General features: G+C 53.7%; 16 protein-coding genes. 15 read left to right on the top strand and 1 reads right to left on the bottom strand.

Features of this window, described 5'->3' with window-relative positions:
• Positions 1 to 16 precede the first annotated feature (16 nt).
• From Q5741_RS02420 to Q5741_RS02395, 6 genes are all read left to right on the top strand, one after another.
• Entirely contained in the window at positions 17 to 1,693 is a 1,677-nt protein-coding gene (locus tag Q5741_RS02420; RefSeq protein WP_305022440.1) for a hypothetical protein, read from the top strand.
• Positions 1,694 to 1,756: 63 nt separating this feature from the next.
• Positions 1,757 to 2,197, top strand: a complete 441-nt coding sequence (locus Q5741_RS02415) for a YlbF family regulator (RefSeq protein WP_305022723.1) — start codon at positions 1,757 to 1,759, stop codon at positions 2,195 to 2,197.
• A 45-nt stretch (positions 2,198 to 2,242) separates the two neighbouring features.
• Positions 2,243 to 2,500, top strand: coding sequence for a YlbG family protein (locus Q5741_RS02410; protein WP_305022439.1), 258 nt, complete (start codon positions 2,243 to 2,245; stop codon positions 2,498 to 2,500).
• Between the two features lie 184 nt (positions 2,501 to 2,684).
• Complete coding sequence (locus Q5741_RS02405) at positions 2,685 to 3,122, top strand: hypothetical protein (RefSeq protein ID WP_305022438.1); 438 nt, start codon at positions 2,685 to 2,687, stop codon at positions 3,120 to 3,122.
• A gap of 180 nt (positions 3,123 to 3,302) precedes the next feature.
• Entirely contained in the window at positions 3,303 to 4,259 is a 957-nt protein-coding gene (locus Q5741_RS02400) for a selenium metabolism-associated LysR family transcriptional regulator (RefSeq protein WP_305022437.1), read from the top strand.
• The gene (locus tag Q5741_RS02395) at positions 4,256 to 5,134 is read left to right on the top strand and encodes a PHP domain-containing protein (RefSeq protein WP_305022436.1); all 879 of its coding nucleotides are present in this window, start codon (positions 4,256 to 4,258) and stop codon (positions 5,132 to 5,134) included. Before Q5741_RS02400 ends, Q5741_RS02395 begins: the two co-directional genes overlap by 4 nt.
• A 114-nt stretch (positions 5,135 to 5,248) precedes the next feature.
• On the opposite strand, the gene Q5741_RS02390 is transcribed toward Q5741_RS02395, so the two are convergent.
• Positions 5,249 to 7,003, bottom strand: coding sequence for an Rqc2 family fibronectin-binding protein (locus tag Q5741_RS02390; RefSeq protein ID WP_305022435.1), 1,755 nt, complete (start codon positions 7,001 to 7,003; stop codon positions 5,249 to 5,251).
• Between the two features lie 258 nt (positions 7,004 to 7,261).
• On the opposite strand from Q5741_RS02390, the gene Q5741_RS02385 reads away from it, so the two are divergent.
• The 9 genes from Q5741_RS02385 to priA all read left to right on the top strand — a co-directional run bounded on the left by Q5741_RS02385 (position 7,262) and on the right by priA (position 19,208).
• Positions 7,262 to 10,054, top strand: coding sequence for a calcium-translocating P-type ATPase, SERCA-type (locus tag Q5741_RS02385; protein WP_305022434.1), 2,793 nt, complete (start codon positions 7,262 to 7,264; stop codon positions 10,052 to 10,054).
• Positions 10,055 to 10,165: 111 nt separating this feature from the next.
• Positions 10,166 to 11,002, top strand: a complete 837-nt coding sequence (dapF, locus tag Q5741_RS02380; RefSeq protein WP_305022433.1) for a diaminopimelate epimerase — start codon at positions 10,166 to 10,168, stop codon at positions 11,000 to 11,002.
• 143 nt (positions 11,003 to 11,145) lie between these two features.
• Positions 11,146 to 13,038, top strand: a complete 1,893-nt coding sequence (locus Q5741_RS02375) for a bifunctional homocysteine S-methyltransferase/methylenetetrahydrofolate reductase (protein ID WP_305022432.1) — start codon at positions 11,146 to 11,148, stop codon at positions 13,036 to 13,038.
• A 32-nt stretch (positions 13,039 to 13,070) separates the two neighbouring features.
• Positions 13,071 to 13,958, top strand: a complete 888-nt coding sequence (locus Q5741_RS02370; RefSeq protein WP_305022431.1) for a YicC/YloC family endoribonuclease — start codon at positions 13,071 to 13,073, stop codon at positions 13,956 to 13,958.
• A 51-nt stretch (positions 13,959 to 14,009) separates the two neighbouring features.
• Complete coding sequence (gene remA / locus Q5741_RS02365) at positions 14,010 to 14,270, top strand: extracellular matrix/biofilm regulator RemA (RefSeq protein WP_005548256.1); 261 nt, start codon at positions 14,010 to 14,012, stop codon at positions 14,268 to 14,270.
• Between the two features lie 14 nt (positions 14,271 to 14,284).
• Entirely contained in the window at positions 14,285 to 14,857 is a 573-nt protein-coding gene (gmk, locus tag Q5741_RS02360) for a guanylate kinase (RefSeq protein ID WP_305022429.1), read from the top strand.
• 58 nt (positions 14,858 to 14,915) lie between these two features.
• Complete coding sequence (rpoZ, locus tag Q5741_RS02355; RefSeq protein WP_305022428.1) at positions 14,916 to 15,116, top strand: DNA-directed RNA polymerase subunit omega; 201 nt, start codon at positions 14,916 to 14,918, stop codon at positions 15,114 to 15,116.
• Positions 15,117 to 15,393: 277 nt separating this feature from the next.
• The gene (gene coaBC, locus Q5741_RS02350) at positions 15,394 to 16,680 is read left to right on the top strand and encodes a bifunctional phosphopantothenoylcysteine decarboxylase/phosphopantothenate--cysteine ligase CoaBC (RefSeq protein WP_305022427.1); all 1,287 of its coding nucleotides are present in this window, start codon (positions 15,394 to 15,396) and stop codon (positions 16,678 to 16,680) included.
• Positions 16,680 to 19,208, top strand: a complete 2,529-nt coding sequence (priA, locus tag Q5741_RS02345) for a primosomal protein N' (RefSeq protein WP_305022426.1) — start codon at positions 16,680 to 16,682, stop codon at positions 19,206 to 19,208. Before coaBC ends, priA begins: the two co-directional genes overlap by 1 nt.
• Positions 19,209 to 19,380: the final 172 nt, after the last annotated feature.

Genomic DNA, 19,380 nt, shown 5'->3' with positions numbered 1-19,380 from the left:
CATGGAGGATATGCTTATGAATCAATGGGAACAGCTGACGGGGGAAGCCCGGCTGGTGCTGCGGTGCTGTCTGCTGCAGTACGGTTCCCAATGGATGCCTGAAACAGCCCCCCGCCGGCTGCTTCAGGGCAGGCTGAGCGGTGTTGAAGTCGTGCTGGCCTGCAGGGAGCTTCTCCGAACCGGCTGGATGAAATCCATGCACAAAGGATGGGGGGAGGTTCGATATGCTGTCCCGGAACGGTATATGGGTCAACTCCTGCAGTGGATGCTCCACCCTCCTGAGTTTGCAGGAGAATTATCCGGCTGCCGGATGGTTGCTGAGGCCAGCGGCAGGGTGACGGGTCAGCTGCTGCATCTCATGGCCGGAATGTACCCGAAGGGTCTGCAGCTGACCCTTAAAGGAGCTCTTCACAAAAAGGCGCAGCAGCTGCTAAATGAACGGAGCCCGTTTGCCCTAGTGGATGGCATGGATGCCATCCATTCAGAATCGGCCGCAGCTCTGGACAGCTACTCTGTGGTATTTGAGCTGCTGGTGTATCTGGGAATGCTTCGATTGGAAGAACGAAGGTACGCAATTGACGAAGCTGTGCTGAACGGATGGCTGGCCCGGAGTAATGAGGAGAGGCTGGTAATCCTGTATGACTGGTTGACTGCTCATCATCGGCCTGACGGGGTGGCGGCAGAGCTTTTGGCGTCTTTACTGCAGCTTCAAAGTTCTTCTGCAGGCCGATGGATTAATGTGAGTGCTATGCTGGCCTGGCTGCAGGCGCACAGAGCCGCAGGAGCTGTGGAGGACTCTTTTCCGGACGAGGCCTGGAACTGGCTCCTGCAGCTGAGCCGGCTGGATCTCGGGGATGCTGCAGTATCTGATGAGGGTACTCTGCTGTTCCGGTGGTCTATTCCGGTCGCCGGTTTACCTCCGGCAGAGCAGGCAAGAGCGGGAGAACAGTCAGAGAAACAGATTTACGTACAGCCCGATATGGATATTCTGGTGCCACTATCCACGGATCATCGGATTCGCTGGCTGCTGGAGATATGGACAGAGCGTGTCAGTCATGACCGGATGAGTGTATACCGGCTGTCGGCCCAACGCTTTACGTCCGCAGTGGCGCACAGCTCCCCCGAGTCCTTCCTTCTTATGCTGAAGCGTACGGCAGCCTCGGGGATTCCGGAGCATGTTCAGCTTCTGCTAGAACAATGGTGCCGTGAATGGCCGTCCTCTGTTTCGCCGGGCGATACGTTTGGTCAGGAAGGCAGAGGCCCGAGCCTGGCTTCAGTCTCGGAACCTTTGGGTCCGGAAATCCCGTCCCGGAAGAGCTTGGAACCCTCTGCTCTGCCTGCAGAAGAGATGCTGTTTGCCGGATTGCAGCAGGTTCCGCTGCGCTGGACCCAGATGGACGGGGCCTATCACCCGTCAACAGCACGGAAGCTGGTAGAGCAAGCGGTACAATGGGAGACGAAGCTCGCATTGTCCATTGCCGGAGAATCAAGAATTTACATCCCTGCAAAGGTGGAAGATGGTGCCCCGTGGTCAGTGTCAGGCTGGTTCGTGTCAGCCCCTACCGCAGAGGACAGCTGGCCGCCGCCGTCTCTCTGTTCCCTGTCACCGGACGACTGGAACGGCATGCGAATAGTCGTCCCGCCTCCGGAAGTTTGGATTCACTCTTCTTCTGATGGAAGGGATATGCTATGATAAAAAGAGCCGCGAATGCTGAACCATTTTCGTGGAACTTTATTATAGATAGGAATGAATTTCATGGACGTTGCCGAACTGAGCACGGTTGATTTAACCGAAGTGATGTCATACGCCTATGAATTGGGCGACATGATTAACAGATCCGCCGAAGTATCGGATTACTTATATTGGAAGACTCGAGTTGCTGCCAATCCGCAAATCCAGGAATGGGTTCGTAAGCTGGAGAGCAAGAAGGAGCTGTTTGCCGAGACGGAACGTTTTGGACATTTCCACCCGAATTATCATTCGGCCAAGGACGAGGTTCACGCCGTGGAGACACAGCTGGAACAGTTTGAGGAAGTGCGCATGTTTAAGCAGGCGGAGAAGGCTCTGGATGATATGCTTCATCTGATGTCCGAGACGATCGCTTATTCCGTGTCAGACAGCATTAAGGTCCCAAGTAATGACCCTAATCCTAAGGGCGGCGGCTGCGGCAGCGGCGGCAAGTGCTCCTGCGGATAGAACGGATATTTAGTAAATTTAGAGACGGAAAAGAGGCTGAGGCGCATGTTTGCAGAACGGACAGGATATATCATATGGGTAAGTGATGTGAAGGCTGCCCGCAATCTGGAAAAGTACGGGACTGTACACTACATCTCCAAACGGATGCAGTACGCCGTCATCTACGTCAATGCAGACCGCGCCGAGGATACGATGAAGAATATCCGTCGCCTTCCCTATGTGCGTAAGATTGAGCGTTCCTACCGGAATGAGATCAAGACGGAATACAGCAAAGCCGAGGATAAAACGAACTTTTACGGTTAACAGGAAAGGCAGCCCAGGGGGCTGTCTTTTTTGTATGGAAGGTGTGTTTTTTTGATAGTCTAGGCTGCATACGAGAAGCATACATTGTATAAATGTAAATCCGGCTTGTGAGCTAGGTACTATTGATGTAATATTATGGGTAAATGTGTAGATAGAAAGACCTATTTTCTGGAGAGTGATTCCCATGCGTGACAAGGTGATGCAGCGTTGGAGTACGTATGAACCCTTTAGTGTGACCCTTGGCGATAAGCGAGTTGCCGACATTGTCATTACCAGCCACGCTAAAATGCGCTATGCTGACCGGGTTCATCCCGGACAGACCGAAAGCGAGCAGATTGCAGCCTGGCTGTGGGAATGTCTTAAACAGGAACGAATGAAGCCGTACTACCAGCATGAGCAGGATGTCTATCTGATTGACGAAGATCTGGTAGTGGTTGCTGAATTCAGTGAGCTTCCAGGAGAGGCAGATATTGCAGGCAACCGTCTGCATAAAATGATTATCGTAACCTTCCTTGGAAAGATGTCGGAGACGATCGAACTCAGGGATTTGAAATCGTATTATTCCTGGCTCCGCCATTCCCGCCGCATGACACTAATTAAGAACAGCCGGAAGCGAAAATAGCCGGAACATCCTGATTGCAGAGCAAGAATGGTCATGACACAAGCAGCCACGAAAGGTCCGGCCATACGGCCGGATCTTTTTTGTTCCTGTCCGGTCAATGCGTTACAATAGAGGGACGAGAAGGTACGCTAATCACAGGTAGAATCCGATGATTCACCTGAACAAGGAGAACGCTGTATTATGAACTTTCATCAGCTGCACATTTTTTATACCGTCGCAGAGCGCGGCAGCTTCTCGGCAGCGGCCCAGGCGCTTCATATGACCCAGCCTGCGGTAACGATGCAGATTCAGGCCCTGGAGGATTATTTCGGGGTAAAGCTGCTGCACCGGTCGACCAAGAAAATGGAGTTATCCGAGGCGGGCAGAACCCTGCTGCCTTATGCCATGAAGAGTATGGAGCTTGTGAGAGAGACGGATACTGCCATGTCGGCATTCACGCAAATGCTGGAAGGCCGGCTGATGCTTGGAGCAAGTCTGACCATTGGTGAATATGTACTGCCGCGGCTGCTGGGTCCGTTTGGCCAAGAATATCCACATATCTCTATTGTTATGAAGGTGATGAATACCACACAGATTATGGATGATATTTTGCGGCACCAGCTGAATTTTGGATTAATAGAAGCGCCCGTTCATCATCCGGATATGGTTGTCGAACCCGTGATGCAGGACGAGCTGCTATTAATTGTACCCGGCAGTCATCCTCTGGCGGATCGCGATGAGGTATCATTGGCGGAAGCACTTGAATATCCTTTTATACTGCGTGAGCAGGGCTCGGGTACCCGTCAGGTGATGGAGGAGGAGATCCAGCGCCGGAAGGCGGTGCTTCCGGAACTACAGACGGTCATGGAGCTGGGCAGTACGGGGGCCGTAAAGTCGGCGGTTGAAGCCGGTCTCGGTATTACAATGTTATCGCCGTCATCCGTCAAGCATGAGGTAGCGCTCGGACTGCTCAAGATCATACGAATCGGGGATGCCTCCTTCAAGCGCAAATTTTATGCGATCCGCTTGAAGTCATCGCTGCTGCCGATATCGGCAGTCACCTTCCTGACCTACCTGCGGCAGCAGGGTGGGGAAGGCGTGCAGGCAGCGGACCATGCAGCATTTCGGGATCATTCAGCGGAGGAGAGAACGATATGAATACAGAGAGAACAACGACAAGGCTTACAGAGGGCAAATGTGACCTGCATACGCATACCACGGCTTCAGACGGCATGCAGCCTCCTGCGGACAATGTCCGTCTTGCGAAGGAGCGCGGCCTGGCCGCGGTAGCTATTACGGATCATGATACGGTTGCGGGTATCGGCGAGGCATTGCAGACAGGGAAGGAACAGGGAATTACAGTTGTTCCCGGTGTCGAGATCAGTACCCGGGCAGGTGGCAAGGACATTCATGTACTCGGTTATTATATCGATCATCAGGATACCGGATTGCTTCGCCGTCTGGAGGAGCTGCGCAGGACACGTGAACAGCGAAATGACAGAATCATTGCAAAGCTTCAGCAACTGGGTGTGGAAGTCACACTGCAGGAGGTCATTGATAATCTGGGCCGCCCGCTGAAGCCTGATGAGAGTGTGGGCCGTCCGCATATCGCTGACTTACTGGTCCGTAAGGGTTATGCAGAAGATATGAGAGACGCATTTAACCGCTATCTGGCTGAAGGAGCAGCTGCGTTTATCTCCTTGCCCCGGATTGGACCTGCTGATGCTTTTGCCTGGATTACAGAAGCCGGAGGAGTTTCAGTGTTAGCCCATCCGGGACTGTACGGTAATGACGAGCTTGTGCATTCTATCCTTCGGGAGGGACGTCCGGCTGGTATTGAGGTCTATCACTCGGATCATGATGAGGCTGCGGAGCAGCGTTATCTGGAGATGGCCCATCAGTATGGACTTCTCGTCACTGGAGGCTCAGATTACCACGGTGCGCGCGGCGGGGTGGTGTTTCACGGAGAGCTCGGCAGCCGGACCGTGGAGTATGAAGTCTTAGAGCGGCTTCTTGCTGCCCGCAGGAAATAGCAGATGATCCCAGGTACAGCAAAGACCGCAGCCGGTTTAAACCGGCTGCGGTCTTTTTTGGCATGGGACGCCTATATAAGCGAAGGTATATGGCACAATGGTAGCTTGCAGCTTTTAGTTGTTCTTGATTAGGTTAGGCAGTGCCTTAATCCGTGCTTCATCCGGAGTAACATACAGGGTCCGCTGGTGATCGTAGATGACGAAGCCAGGTTTGGCGCCGCTTGGCTTCCGGACGTGACGGATCAGCGTACAGTCCACAGGCACCATGCTGGATTCCTTGGCCTGGCTGAAGTAGACCGCCAGCTGTGAAGCTTCGTCCAGGGTGGCGTCGCCGAATTCAGCAGCACGGATCACAACGTGGGAGCCTGGAATGTCCTTGGTATGCAGCCATGTATCGTTAGGACCTGCCAGCCGGTTGGTAACATACTCGTTCTGCAGATTATTTTTACCCACATAAATTTCTATCCCTTCTGAAGAAGTGTAGATATGCAAGGTGGGCTTGTCGTTTTTCTTTTTCTTCTTAGCCTTCTTATTGCGGTCGCGCAGATATCCCTGCTGGATCAGCTCCTCCCGGATTTCCTCGATATCATTCATGGAGGCATGGGCAAGCTGCTGGAGCAGATTGTCGAGATAGCGGATTTCCTCATGGGTCTTCACCAGCTGTTCCTCAATGACGACAAGGCTGTTCTTGTATTTGTTATACTTTTTGAAATAACGCTGGGCATTATCAGACGGGCTGAGCAGCGGGTCAAGCGGAATGGTAATCATCTTCTGCTCTTCGTCGTAGAAGTTGACCAGGTTGGCCTCCTTATCCCCCTTCTGCAGTTCGTGGAGCGAGGCGAACAGCAGTTCGCCGCTGATGCGGTACTGATCGGCGTCCTCAGCTTCAGTCAAATCCTTTTGCAGGTTGTTCAGCTTTTTGATATTTTTGCTTCGTTCATTCTGCAGGAAGCGCAGCAGGTCGCTTACTTTCTGCTTAACCGTATCCCGTTCCGCTTTATCCCCGTAATAATCCTCCATGCATTCACTGATCGTGCCATATGTCTTGACTTCACCTTCGATCAATGTCAGCGGAACTGCGGAGAAAATACTTTTACCCTTGGCGTTCAGGCCGGATACAGGGTGAAAATCATTTGCCCGGATTTGCTCCATCAGCTGGTCAAACGCGTTCCACAGGGCCTCGCTGTCCGGGGCTTCTGCCGCAGGGTCCTGCAGCTGTGCACGTACCACGATGTCTTCAGCTACCAGCGGGCTGAGACCGTCGTATGTATTGACGATCCAGCGGGCAGGCGATTCGTTATTCGCTGCGCTCTCGGCATACGACGAGAGAAATGCATTCCGGTCCTCGGAGAGCGGATTGTGTTTGTTCTGCTGCGGCGGAGCCGTATACTGAAAGCCGGGCATAATTACCCGGTAGCTGCTGATGGATGGAGTGACATGGTGAATCCCGTCCAGAATGACACCGGTCGCCGGGTCCTGCAGAATAATGTTGCTGTGCCGTCCCATCAATTCGATAATGATCCTCTTAGAAGACACATCGCCGAGCTCATCGCGCTGGCGCACGTCAATATGAATAATCCGCTCCATGCCAACCTGCTTGATGTCTTCGATAATGCCGCCTTCACAGTGCTTTCGCAGCAGCATACAGAACATGGGGGCCTCCGGCGGATTCAGGAAACTGTGATTCGTAAAATGCAGCCGCGGATACGTCGGGTTGGCCGACAGCAGCAGCTTGGCATTGCCCCGCTGGGCGCGCAGGTTCAGTACAATATCGTGATTGTTGGGTTGATGTATTTTATTAATGCGTCCACCGCGGCAGCCCTGAAGCTCTTCCGCTATGGCGCGCGTAACGATGCCATCCAGTGCCATAATATAAGGTTCTCCTGTCTTGTAGCGAATATTGGATGCGGCCAGTGGCCGCCTTCTCTTTATGATACATAAGTTTGGTCCAAAACTTAAGTCCGTGTCTGTATATTTTGCCGAATCGCCGAATACATTTACCCTAGATAGTCTGTCCGGCCGCACAGGACATGCAAGGAGCCTCGTCCGGGCAGGCTGAGGAATCCGGGCATGAGCTGTTATAGTGCCGGGGGGAACGGAAATGGAGACAGGAGGGAATCGGGAAGAATGGGACAATTGCAATGGCACCAAATGAACGCACAGCAGCTGCAGGAGCACCTGAACGTTGATCCGCGCCAAGGCCTGAGTGATGAGGAAGCGTCGGAACGGCGCAAGCAGGCAGGCTTTAATGAATTGTCGGAAGGAAAAAAGGTATCGCCTGTCACTCTGTTTCTGAACCAATTCAAGGACTTCATGGTATTGGTGCTGATGGGGGCAACGCTCGTATCCGGGCTGCTCGGAGAATATCTGGATGCGATTACGATCATTGCTATTATTCTGCTCAACAGCATCCTCGGATTCATCCAGGAATTCCGCGCCGAGCGCTCGCTGCGTGCGCTGAAGCAGCTGTCTGCACCTTCAGCCAAAGTGCTGCGCGGCGGTCAGGTCCGCCATATACCAGCCAAGGAGCTGGTTCCCGGCGATATCGTAATGCTGGAGAGCGGTGACCGGATTCCCGCAGACCTGCGCTGGCTGCTGACAAGCAGCTGTGATGTTGAGGAGTCGGCGCTGACGGGTGAGTCTGTACCGGTTGGCAAACACGCAGCGAGTATTAAAGAAGCGGAAGTGCCGCTCGGTGACCAAAAAAACATCGGGTTCATGGGCACCATGATCACCCGCGGCACGGCGAAAGGCGTCGTCATTCGGACAGGCATGGGCACCGAGATGGGCAAAATCGCTGACCTGATCCAGAATACGGAGGCGCAGGAGACACCGCTTCAGCACCGCCTGGAGCAGCTTGGCAAAATTCTAATTGTCGTCGCTCTTGTGCTGACCGTATTGGTGGTGGTTGCAGGTATTCTGCACGGTCAGCCGGCGATGGGAATGTTCCTGGCAGGGGTCAGCCTGGCTGTAGCTGCCATACCCGAAGGGCTCCCGGCCATTGTAACGATTGCTCTTGCCCTAGGTGTGCAGCGGATGATCCGCCGCAAGGCCATTGTCCGTAAGCTGCCCTCGGTGGAGACGCTGGGCTGTGCCTCGGTAATCTGTTCGGACAAAACCGGTACGTTGACCCAGAATAAAATGACCGTAACGGATCTGTGGCTGGACGGCCGTTCTCTGAAGGTAACAGGAGAAGGTTACGATCCGCAGGGCCAGATCAACGAGGATGGCCAACCGGTCAGTCTGAAGCTGGACCAGGCACTGCGGCGTCTGCTGCAGATCAGCGCTCTGTGCAATAATTCCGAGATCGTTCAGGATGTACCTGAGGAGATGCGCAGCAAGAAGAAAACCAAGGAGCAGCCGCAGCTGACCTGGATACTGAAGGGCGATCCTACCGAAGGCGCACTTGTTACGCTTGCGGCCAAGGGCGGACTGCCCCAGCAGAGTCTGAGTGAAATCTACAGCCGTGAGAAGGAGTTCCCGTTTGATTCTGAGCGCAAATGTATGACTGTGCTGGTCGCCCATGAAGGCGGTCGTACGCTGTTCACCAAGGGAGCGCCCGATGTGCTGGTGAACAAATGCACATATCTGCTGTGGCAGGGCAAGGTGGTTCCTTTTACGAGTGCTATGAAGCAGCAGGTTCTGGCAGCCAATGAACAGATGGCCTCGGATGCGCTTCGTGTACTGGGCATGGCTTACCGGGACGTGAATCCGCACGAAGTTCTGGATCATGAACAGGCAGCTGAAGCGCAGTTGGTCTTCGTAGGGCTGGCAGGGATGATCGACCCGCCGCGCCGTGAGGCCAGGGATGCGATTGCAACCTGCCGTAAAGCCGGCATCCGTACGGTGATGATTACCGGTGACCACCGCACAACCGCCGAGGCGATAGCCCAACAGCTCGGTATTCTGCCCCGCGGCGGGACATCCCTGACAGGCCAGCAGCTTGCCCAGATGAGCGATGACGAGCTGGATAAGCACGTGAACAACGTGTATGTTTATGCACGCGTCTCTCCGGAGCACAAGCTGCGAATCGTCCAGTCTCTGCAGCGTCAGGGGCATGTGGTGGCGATGACTGGTGACGGCGTTAACGATGCGCCTGCGATCAAGGCCGCGGATATCGGAATCTCGATGGGAATTACAGGCACGGATGTAACGAAGGAAGCCTCTTCGCTGATCCTGAGCGATGATAACTTCTCAACGATTGTCGCTGCTATTGAAGAAGGAAGAAGTATTTACGAAAACATACGCAAGTTTATCCGTTATTTGCTTGCTTCAAACGTAGGGGAAATTCTGACGATGTTCTTCGCCATGATGGCAGGACTTCCGCTCCCCCTGCTGCCGATTCAGATTCTGTGGGTGAATCTGGTGACCGACGGTCTTCCTGCGATGGCACTGGGGGTGGATCAGCCGGAGAAAGAGCTGATGGAACACAAGCCGCGCGGAGCCAAGGAGAATATTTTCGCCCGCAGGCTGGGGTGGAAAATTGTCAGCCGCGGTGTCTTGATCGGGCTGTGTACGCTGGCCGCGTTCTGGCTCACCTACCGGGTTGCGCCGCAGGATGCAGGACAGCTGATCAAAGCGCAGTCAGTCGCATTCGCCACACTGGTCATGGCGCAGCTCATTCATGTGTTTGACTGCCGGAGCTCGCGCTCGATCTTCCATCGTAATCCGTTCCAGAACAAGTATCTGGTCCTTGCCGTGCTGTCATCGGTCATCCTGATGCTTGCCGTCATGTATATCGAGCCGCTGCAGCCGATCTTCAAGACTGTGCCGCTTGGGCTGCGTGAATGGGCCATCGTTCTGGTCGCTGCAGGTATTCCAACGTTCCTCATGGGGGCAGGAAGCGTTTGGGGCGGCCGCCGGAACCGCCGCCGCTCGACCAAATCGTATGTGGGAAGAAACGGCAGTATGCCGGTTTAAGCACCGCTTCACATGTCCCTCCTTGACGGAGTATGCTATCATGACTATATATTTCACTGGACATATCTAACAACACAGCACAAGCAGTTCTAACAAGGAGTGGAAACCTTCATGGAATTTACCAAGATGCAAGGGCTTGGGAATGATTTTATCGTCGTGTATGGTGAGCAGCAGCTTCCGGCTGACGCCTCGGCGCTGGCCAGGAGGCTGTGCGACCGTCACTTTGGCATCGGAGCCGATGGACTTGTGTTTATCCTTCCGTCTGACAAGGGAGACGTTCAGATGCGGATTATTAACTCGGACGGCTCGGAATCGGAGCAGTGCGGCAATGCGATCCGCTGTGTAGCCAAATACGTATATGATTTTGGTCATGTGCAGCGGGAGCAGCTGACGGTAGAGACGATCGGAGCAGGCGTGCAGCAGGTCGTAGTCACATCGGCTAACAGCAGGGCAGCGGCGGTCCGGGTGGACATGGGCGCACCGATTCTGGAAGGGCTGCAGATCCCGACGACAGTCAATGCCAATCCGGTTGTAAATCATCCGATCGAGACAGGAGGCAGCGGTTACCGCTTTACGGCAGTATCCATGGGGAATCCGCACTGTGTCATTTATGTGGAGGATGCCCCTTCATTTGATATCGAGGCCTGGGGCCCCCGAATTGAACATCATCCGCTGTTCCCGAACAAGGTCAATGTGGAATTTGCAACGGTGCGGAGCCGGGAGCATATAGACATGCGGGTGTGGGAGCGAGGAGCCGGCCCTACGCTGGCTTGCGGAACGGGTGCCTGTGCTACGCTTGTTTCCTCTGTGCTGAACGGATTAACCGACCGTAAGGCTGTCGTAAGTCTTAAAGGCGGCGACCTGACGATCGAATGGAATGAAGAGAATAATCATGTTTATATGACAGGTCCTGCTGAAGTTGTGTATACCGGACGTTTGCAGCTTTAAGAATTGACAGTCACGACGGACATAAAAGGCCATGCGAGCAGCATGGTCTTTTTTTGCTGGGCCTTTTCAACGATTTTGGCTTATCTTTCACAGTACTTTATGTTACATTAGTATGAAATTAAAAGCCGGGGTGAACTAGCATAATGACGCGGGATCTGCGAGCAGCTTGGAAGAATGAAGTCCTGATTGGTGACGGGGCCATGGGCACTTACCTGTACCAATTAGGTTTTCCGGTAGGAATTTCTTATGAAGAATTGAATGTCACCCAGCCGGATGTGATTGCCGGTATTCATCGCATGTACCGGGAAGCGGGAGCGAATGTGCTGGAGAGCAACACGTTCTCTGCGAACTACTATAAATTATCCAAATTCGGTCTGGAAGCCAAAGTAGAAGAGATTAACCGCGAAGGGGTGCGCATTGCCCGCGAGGCGGCAGGATCAGAAGGTTATGTGCTTGGGGCAGTAGGATCTATTATGGGTGGCAAAAAGATCAACGCCTCCATTCAGGAGCTGCAGCGCTATTATGAACAGCAGATGGATGCCCTTTTATCCGGCGGGGTAGACGGAATTCTCTGTGAGACCTTTTATGAGCTGGAAGAAATGCGGACGGTGCTGCGTGCGGCCCGGCGTGCGAGCCGGGATATTCCGGTCATCTGCCAGTTTGCGGTGGACCAGGTAGGCCGGACGCTGGACGGTTATTCGCTGGCCGAAGCGTTCAGCATCCTCCAGCATGAAGGAGCCGATATGCTCGGCTTTAACTGCCATTCTGGACCGAAAGCAATTATGAGCGTCATGGAGAAGCTCGGTGGACCGCTCGACATCCCGCTGTCAGTATATCCGAACGCGGGTCTGGCGGCTTTTGTGGATGGTAAATATGTATACGGCGCTACACCGGATTATTTTGGTGAGTGTGCGGTTCCTTTTGCCGACATGGGTGTCCGCCTGATCGGGGGCTGCTGTGGAACGACGCCGGAGCATACGGCAGCCCTGCAGGCGGCGCTGTTGGATTATGTGCCAGCACCGCTGCCGCAGGAATCGGTACTCCCCGCCTATGATGCGCCGGCTATAACCGGGATACAGGAAGCGGTGGATTCGCGGCAGGCCGGTGAACCGGCTGCGCCAAGCCTGGTGGAACTGGTGAAACAGCGTCATACTGTTATTGTGGAGCTGGACCCGCCGCGGGATCTGGACATTACCAAGTTTATGCGGGGTGCAGAAGTGCTGACGAAGGCCGGTGCAGATGCGCTGACTATGGCTGACAACTCGCTGGCCGTGACCCGGATGAGCAATATGGCGCTGGGACACCTGGTCAAGATGCAGACAGGGATTCGTCCGCTGATTCATATCGCATGCCGCGACCGAAACCTGATCGGCACCCAGTCTCACATGATGGGCTTTGACGCGCTCGGTATCGATCATGTGCTCGCCGTAACGGGAGACCCGGCTCGCTTTGGCGATCTGCCTGGTGCGAGCTCGGTATATGACATGACCTCTTTTGAGGTGATCCGTATGATCAAGCAGCTGAACGATGGTGTAGCCTTTTCCGGCAAGCCGCTGCGTCATAAGGCCAATTTTGTGGTGGGTGCAGCTTTTAACCCGAACGTGAAGCACCTTAATAAAGCCGTGCAGCGGCTGGAGAAAAAGATTGATGCCGGTGCCGACTATATCATGACTCAGCCGGTGTATGATCCGGAACTGATTGTGGCTATACAAGAAGAAACAAAGCATTTGCAAGTGCCGATTTTCCTTGGTATTATGCCGCTTGCCAGCGGACGCAACGCTGAATACCTGCATAACGAGGTGCCGGGGATCCTGCTGTCAGACGAGGTCCGCAGCCGCATGAGCGGGTTGGAAGGCGAAGAAGGACGTGCTATGGGCACACAGATTGCGCGTGAGCTGCTGGACGTAGCTATTCAACATTTTAAAGGCATTTATCTGATGACACCATTCATGCATTTTGATATGACAGCCTCCTTAACCAGCTATATTTGGGAGAAAACGGGCAGCAAGCAGTCCCCCTTGTATCAGTCTCTATAATGGATTACAATAGTGTAATGGATGTGATGCCGATGTCATTTAGTATGACCGGATACGGTCAAGCCGTTCTGCATTACGGAGGTTACAAAGTTCAATTCGAGATCAAATCGGTGAACCACCGATATTGCGAGGTTATGCTGCGCATACCCCGTGAGTGGACACGCTTTGAGGACGGCTTGAGAAAAACAGTACAGCGGCAGGTCAAGAGAGGCCGTGTTGATGTGTTCATCAGCAAGGAAGTTGACCTTCAGCAGGGACAGTCTGCTGTACTGAATGAGGCATTGGTGCAAGCATACCTCAAGGCAGGGGATAAGCTCAGAACCGATCATGGCGTTCAGGGGCAGCTTACCGTTGCCGATCTGCTGTCTCTGCCTGACATACTTCATCCGCCGGACGGTGGTGTGCCGGAGGAGGAAATGGAGGCTTGGGAGACGGTGCTCCAGCAGGGCTTGACGACCGCATTAGAAGGGATGCTGGATATGCGGAGACGTGAAGGCAGGCACCTTGCCGAGGATCTGGGACAGCGGCTTCAGAAGCTTGAGCAGATTCTTGCCGAAATGACGGTGTTAGCACCTACGGTTGTTCAGGACTACCGGAACAAGCTGCGGCAGCGTCTGAACGAGATGCAAGACAGCTTTACGATCGATGAACACCGGCTCGGCATGGAGATAGCCTTGTTTGCGGACCGGTGCAATATTGATGAAGAGCTTACCCGATTGCAGAGCCACTTTGCCCAGTGCAGCGGACTGCTGACTTCCAGCGAGCCTATAGGCCGGAAACTGGATTTTCTGATCCAGGAAATGAACCGTGAAGTGAACACGGTAGGTTCCAAGGCCAATCATCTGGTCCTGGTTAATCTTGTCGTTGATATGAAAGCGGAGCTTGAGAAGATCCGCGAGCAGGCGGCGAACATAGAATAGAATCCGGCGAAGTGACGCTGTAGTCACATATTTAGGGGGAACTACCTGGACATGGCAATTAAACTCATTAACATCGGTTTCGGTAATATTGTTTCGGCAAATCGTATTATTTCGATTGTCAGTCCTGAATCCGCGCCGATCAAACGGATCATTCAGGAAGCGCGCGACCGTCACATGCTGATTGATGCTACATACGGAAGGCGCACCCGTGCGGTGATTATTACGGACAGCGACCATGTGATCCTGTCTGCGGTCCAGCCGGAGACGGTGGCCCATCGTCTATCCACCAAAGACGATGACAATGACGAATAAAATGGAGTGTAACAATGGCTAAAGGATTACTTATTGTATTATCCGGCCCTTCAGGGGTCGGCAAGGGAACCGTATGCAGCGCCCTGCGGCAGAAAATGCCGGGCCTGACCTATTCGGTATCCGCAACGACACGTTTGCCAAGACAAGGCGAAGAACATGGCGTGAACTATTTTTTCAAGAGCAAAGATCAGTTTTTGAGCATGATTGAGAATGACCAGCTGCTGGAGCATGCGGAATATGTTGGCAACTACTATGGTACGCCGCGTGATTTCGTGGAAGAAACGCTCGAGAAGGGTCAAGATATCATCCTGGAGATTGAAGTTCAGGGAGCCCTCAAGGTAAAGGAGAAATTCCCTGAAGGAATTTTTATTTTCCTGACTCCGCCTTCGCTCGAAGAACTTAAGGACCGGATAACCGGACGCGGCACGGAAACCCAGGCGACCATTGATCACCGGATGTCTGTGGCGGTTGATGAGATCAACCTGCTCAAGCATTACGATTATGCCGTTGTGAATGATGAGATTGATCTTGCCTGCAAACGAATAGAATCCATCATCATCGCCGAACATTGTAAAGTACGCAGCTAGTCTGCGGCTTTGCACGTTCTACAGAGGTATTACAATTTCATATAAAGAGGTGTCGTTCTTGCTGTATCCTTCGATTGACGAAATGATGAAAAAAGTTGACAGTAAATACTCCCTGGTGGTTGCGGCTTCCCGTCGTGCAAGACAGCTTCGTGAAGGTGAAAAAACAACCATTAAAACGCCAAGATCCCGCAAGCATGTCGGGGTAGCCTTGGAAGAAATCTATGGCGATATCCTCAAAGTAGAAAAAGGCGAAGAGTAATAGGATTTATCAAGCTGTACGTTCGGACTTGACCGCACTGCATATAGACGGACGGGTTGACCTGCTGGTTAACCGCCTCAAACGCATATCCTCAGCCCCGGAAGGGGTTGATTGGTATGCTGGCCGAGGTTCAATCCATCAGCCATTGATTTTCATTGACAACCGCAAGGTTGTTATTTTTTTCTGTATCCGCTGTTCCGGAGAGGGGCTGCGGATCTTTTCCATATCGCCTTTTATCACACAAGGATTTCAATAGATGAGCAAGGGGGAAGGAAGCATGCTGAAGGGCAAAAAAATCGTATTGGGCGTGACAGGCGGCATTGCCGCATATAAAGCCGCCACCCTGTGCAGCCAGCTCACCAAGAAAGGGGCAGATGTACACGTCATTATGACGTCATCGGCCAAAGAGTTCATCACTGAGCTGACGCTGCAGACGCTGACCCGCAACCCGGTGTACAGTGACACCTTTGATGAACGCGAACCTGCAGTGGTTTCACACATTCATCTGGCCGATCTGGCCGATCTGGTACTAGTCGCACCGGCTACGGCCAATACCATCGGTAAGCTGGCGCTGGGTCTCGCAGACGATATGCTCTCTACCACGCTGCTGGCGACGACGGCTCCCGTGATGGTAGCCCCTGCGATGAATGTGCATATGTATGACCACCCCGCCGTTAAGCAGAATATGGAGACGCTGGTCTCCCGCGGTGTCATGATGATCGAACCCGGCGAGGGACTGCTCGCCTGCGGCTATGTTGGCAAGGGGCGTCTGGAAGAACCGGAGAGCATTGTTGAGGTGGTGGAGCGATTCTTCGAGGCGCAGGCTGACGGCAGGAAAACCCTGCCGGTGCAGGCTGAACGTGCCATCGGTGATGAGCCTGGTGCAGGAGATCTGTCCGAAGAACCCCTTCTGCAAGGTAAAAAGGTTGTCGTTACGGCGGGCGGGACCGTTGAACGGATTGATCCGGTCCGCTACATTACGAATGATTCCTCCGGCAAAATGGGGTTTGCCATTGCGGCCGCCGCAAGGCAGATGGGCGCTGAGGTCGTTCTGGTAGCAGGGAACACGACGGAAGCACCGCCTGAAGGCATCACAGTGGAACGTGTACAGTCCGGCCAGGACATGTATGAAGCTGTGCTGAAACATTGGCAGGACAGCGATATCGTAGTGAAGTCGGCAGCGGTTGCCGATTACCGTCCGAAAACAGCTGCGCCGAAGAAAATGAAGAAGCAGGGAGAAACCCTGACACTTGAACTGGTCAAGACGATTGATATTCTTGAAACGCTCGGAAAACAAAAGAAGGGGCAGTTCCTGATCGGATTTGCGGCGGAGACGGACCAGCTGGATACTTATGCACGGGAGAAGCTGGTACGCAAAAACTGTGATCTTCTTGTTGCTAATGATGTTACCGCAGCAGGGGCCGGCTTCGGCACAGATACGAATATCGTCCATATTTACGGTCCGGAGGGACTTGTTGCAGATCTTCCGCTTTTGTCGAAGGACGAGGTGGCTAAACAGCTGCTGGAACTGACGGCCCGTCGTATGAACGGAGTGTTGTCTTAATGGAAATTGCTAAGGTGATTGTGGACGTACCTGCCAAAAGTACGGACCGGACCTTTGATTATTTGATACCTGCTGAAATGAGGCGCTGGATTGAGGTCGGCAGCCGTGTGGGAGTGCCTTTCGGACACCGAACGGTTCAGGGGTTCGTCACCTCGCTGCATGAGCGGCAGGAACCGGGACGCTTCAAGCTGAAGCCTATCCAGGAGCTGCTCGACCTGGTACCCCCGCTGCCGCCGGATTTGGTAGAACTCGCCGGCTGGATGCGTGAGCGGTATGCATGCGGTGAGATCATGGCCCTGCAGGCGATGATCCCCACCGCGCTGAAAGGTAAAGCAGAGCGCTATATATCAGTCTCTGATACAGAATCACAAGCTGCGCAGGACGGCTTACTCCTGGCAGATACCGGGATGGAGGATGATTCCGAACGTGAGATTGTCTTGTTCGTGCAGAGCCGGACCCAGGTTCCGCTCGGACAGCTGAGCCGCCGTTTTCCCGAACAGGCAGAGATGATTAAATCACTGCTGCGCCGTGGCGTACTGCAGGAGAGTCAATATATCAAGGACAAGCTCCAGAAAAAAACGCTGAAGGCAGTAGATCTTGCAGTCAGCGTGGAGGAGGCAGAGGCGGCGCTTGCCGCCTTCCCTGCCAAAGCCCAGCGTCAGCGGGAGGTTCTGGCCTGGCTGCTGGAGCTGAGTCCCATGCTGCCGGTCGCCATGAAGGAGGTTCTCTCCGGCCTGCAGGTATCTGCGGCTACCGTGAAGTCGCTGGAGGACAAGGGCCTGGTAACCATCGATGATGTGGAAGTATTCCGAGACCCTTACCGCGGAAGGGATTTTAAACCGACGGCTCCGCTGCCGCTTACCCACGAGCAGCAGCACGTCTATGAGCGGGTAGTCGGCCAGCTGGACGAGCGTACCCATGGCGTCTTCCTGCTTCATGGTGTAACAGGCAGCGGCAAGACGGAGATTTACCTTCAGACGATCCAGCGCTGTATTGAACAGGACCGGCAGGCCATAGTGCTGGTTCCTGAGATCTCGCTGACTCCCCAAATGGTAGAGCGCTTCAAAGGCCGCTTTGGAGATCAGGTTGCCGTGATGCACAGCCGGCTGTCGGCCGGTGAGCGGTATGACGAATGGCGCAAAATCCGTGAAGGCCGTGTCAAGGTGGCGATCGGTGCGCGTTCGGGGGTATTCGCCCCCTTTAAATCCATAGGCCTGATCATTATCGATGAAGAGCACGAAACCTCCTACAAACAGGAAGAGACGCCTAAATACCATGCGCGTGATGTGGCAGTTAAGCGTGCCGATCAGCACGGTGCAGTGGTTATTCTGGGGTCGGCTACGCCTTCGCTGGAGAGCTATCATGCTGCCCGTTCGCAGAGCAACGATGAGTTCGCACCGCTTCTGCTCGAGATGCATCATCGTGCCCTCGGCAATAAGCTTCCCGAAGTGCATATCGTGGATATGCGCAACGAGCTGCGCGGCAACAACCGCTCCATGTTCAGCCGTGACCTTCATCAGGGGATTGCAGCTCGTCTAGAGAAGGGGGAACAGATCGTCCTGCTGCTCAATCGCAGAGGGTATTCGACGTTTGTCATGTGCCGGAGCTGCGGTTACGTGTCGACATGCCCGAACTGTGATATTTCGCTGACTTATCATCAGCGGTCCAACAATATGAGATGCCATTACTGCGGTTATTCGGAAGGAGTCCCGGAGACATGCCCCGAGTGCGGCAGTGAGCATATCCGGTATTTCGGTACAGGTACACAGCGGGTGGAGGAAGAGCTGGCGAAACTTTTTCCGGGTATCCGGGTTATTAGGATGGATGTTGATACCACGACCGAGAAGGGCTCCCATGAGAAGCTGCTGAAGCAGTTCCGGGACAAAAAAGCCGATGTTCTGCTTGGAACCCAGATGGTAGCTAAAGGTCTTGATTTTCCTGATGTGACGCTCGTTGGCGTGATCACAGCCGATTCGGCTCTGAATCTGCCGGACTTCCGGGCTGCCGAGAAAACCTTCCAGCTGCTGACACAGGTCGCCGGGCGTGCAGGACGGCACCAGCTGCCAGGGGAAGTGTTCGTCCAGTCCTACACGCCGGATCATTACTCGGTTATTCATGCAAGCCGTCATGATTATTTATCCTTTGTGCGGGAAGAACTGAAGCACCGGCGTGTACTGCACTATCCGCCATACTGCAGACTGATCCTGGTTACCTTCACCCATGAACAGCTGCCGTTGCTGGTGCGCCTGGCCGAGAACTATACAGCGAATCTGGAAGGCAAGGCCAGACAACGCGGCTGGTTCGGGAGTCTGGATAAATTTACAGGCGATGTTATGGATGTTCTGGGACCTGTGGCATCACCTATGCCGAAGATTAAAAATAGATACCGATTTCAATGTATGATAAAATGGCGTGGGAATATTGACGTCATCGGGCTCGCACGCGAAGTGGCCGATGACATGGCGGATGCCGTCCAGAATCAGAAGCTTCTGATCAGTCTGGACGTGGATCCGCAGATGCTTATGTAACCGATTCTGCAGGATGACATTCTTTGCCCGGCCGCCGGGTATAGGTACAAAGAGTCCGGTCATAATCTAGAGTAATCATAAGCCGAACTATTTGCGTGATTATCATCAGCGGTATACAGCGAGGAGCCTGTGAGGCAGAGATTCATTGGTCTGATGGGGTTCTGAAGCTCGT

It is taken from the genome of Paenibacillus lacisoli (assembly GCF_030580655.1).
GTDB lineage: Bacteria > Bacillota > Bacilli > Paenibacillales > Paenibacillaceae > Paenibacillus > Paenibacillus lacisoli.
This window is presented reverse-complemented; position numbering and strand designations above follow the sequence as displayed.

What these genes read in the sequence shown, in the direction of transcription:
- Q5741_RS02370 (WP_305022431.1), top strand. Translation starts at nt 13,071, where the DNA reads ATGTCATTTAGTATGACCGGATACGGTCAAGCCGTTCTGCATTACGGA.
- Q5741_RS02415 (WP_305022723.1), top strand. Translation starts at nt 1,757, where the DNA reads ATGGACGTTGCCGAACTGAGCACGGTTGATTTAACCGAAGTGATGTCA.
- Q5741_RS02420 (WP_305022440.1), top strand. Translation starts at nt 17, where the DNA reads ATGAATCAATGGGAACAGCTGACGGGGGAAGCCCGGCTGGTGCTGCGG.
- Q5741_RS02385 (WP_305022434.1), top strand. Translation starts at nt 7,262, where the DNA reads ATGGGACAATTGCAATGGCACCAAATGAACGCACAGCAGCTGCAGGAG.
- dapF (WP_305022433.1), top strand. Translation starts at nt 10,166, where the DNA reads ATGGAATTTACCAAGATGCAAGGGCTTGGGAATGATTTTATCGTCGTG.
- remA (WP_005548256.1), top strand. Translation starts at nt 14,010, where the DNA reads ATGGCAATTAAACTCATTAACATCGGTTTCGGTAATATTGTTTCGGCA.
- Q5741_RS02375 (WP_305022432.1), top strand. Translation starts at nt 11,146, where the DNA reads ATGACGCGGGATCTGCGAGCAGCTTGGAAGAATGAAGTCCTGATTGGT.
- priA (WP_305022426.1), top strand. Translation starts at nt 16,680, where the DNA reads ATGGAAATTGCTAAGGTGATTGTGGACGTACCTGCCAAAAGTACGGAC.
- Q5741_RS02395 (WP_305022436.1), top strand. Translation starts at nt 4,256, where the DNA reads ATGAATACAGAGAGAACAACGACAAGGCTTACAGAGGGCAAATGTGAC.
- Q5741_RS02405 (WP_305022438.1), top strand. Translation starts at nt 2,685, where the DNA reads ATGCGTGACAAGGTGATGCAGCGTTGGAGTACGTATGAACCCTTTAGT.
- Q5741_RS02400 (WP_305022437.1), top strand. Translation starts at nt 3,303, where the DNA reads ATGAACTTTCATCAGCTGCACATTTTTTATACCGTCGCAGAGCGCGGC.
- Q5741_RS02410 (WP_305022439.1), top strand. Translation starts at nt 2,243, where the DNA reads ATGTTTGCAGAACGGACAGGATATATCATATGGGTAAGTGATGTGAAG.
- Q5741_RS02390 (WP_305022435.1), bottom strand. Translation starts at nt 7,003, where the DNA reads ATGGCACTGGATGGCATCGTTACGCGCGCCATAGCGGAAGAGCTTCAG.
- gmk (WP_305022429.1), top strand. Translation starts at nt 14,285, where the DNA reads ATGGCTAAAGGATTACTTATTGTATTATCCGGCCCTTCAGGGGTCGGC.
- coaBC (WP_305022427.1), top strand. Translation starts at nt 15,394, where the DNA reads ATGCTGAAGGGCAAAAAAATCGTATTGGGCGTGACAGGCGGCATTGCC.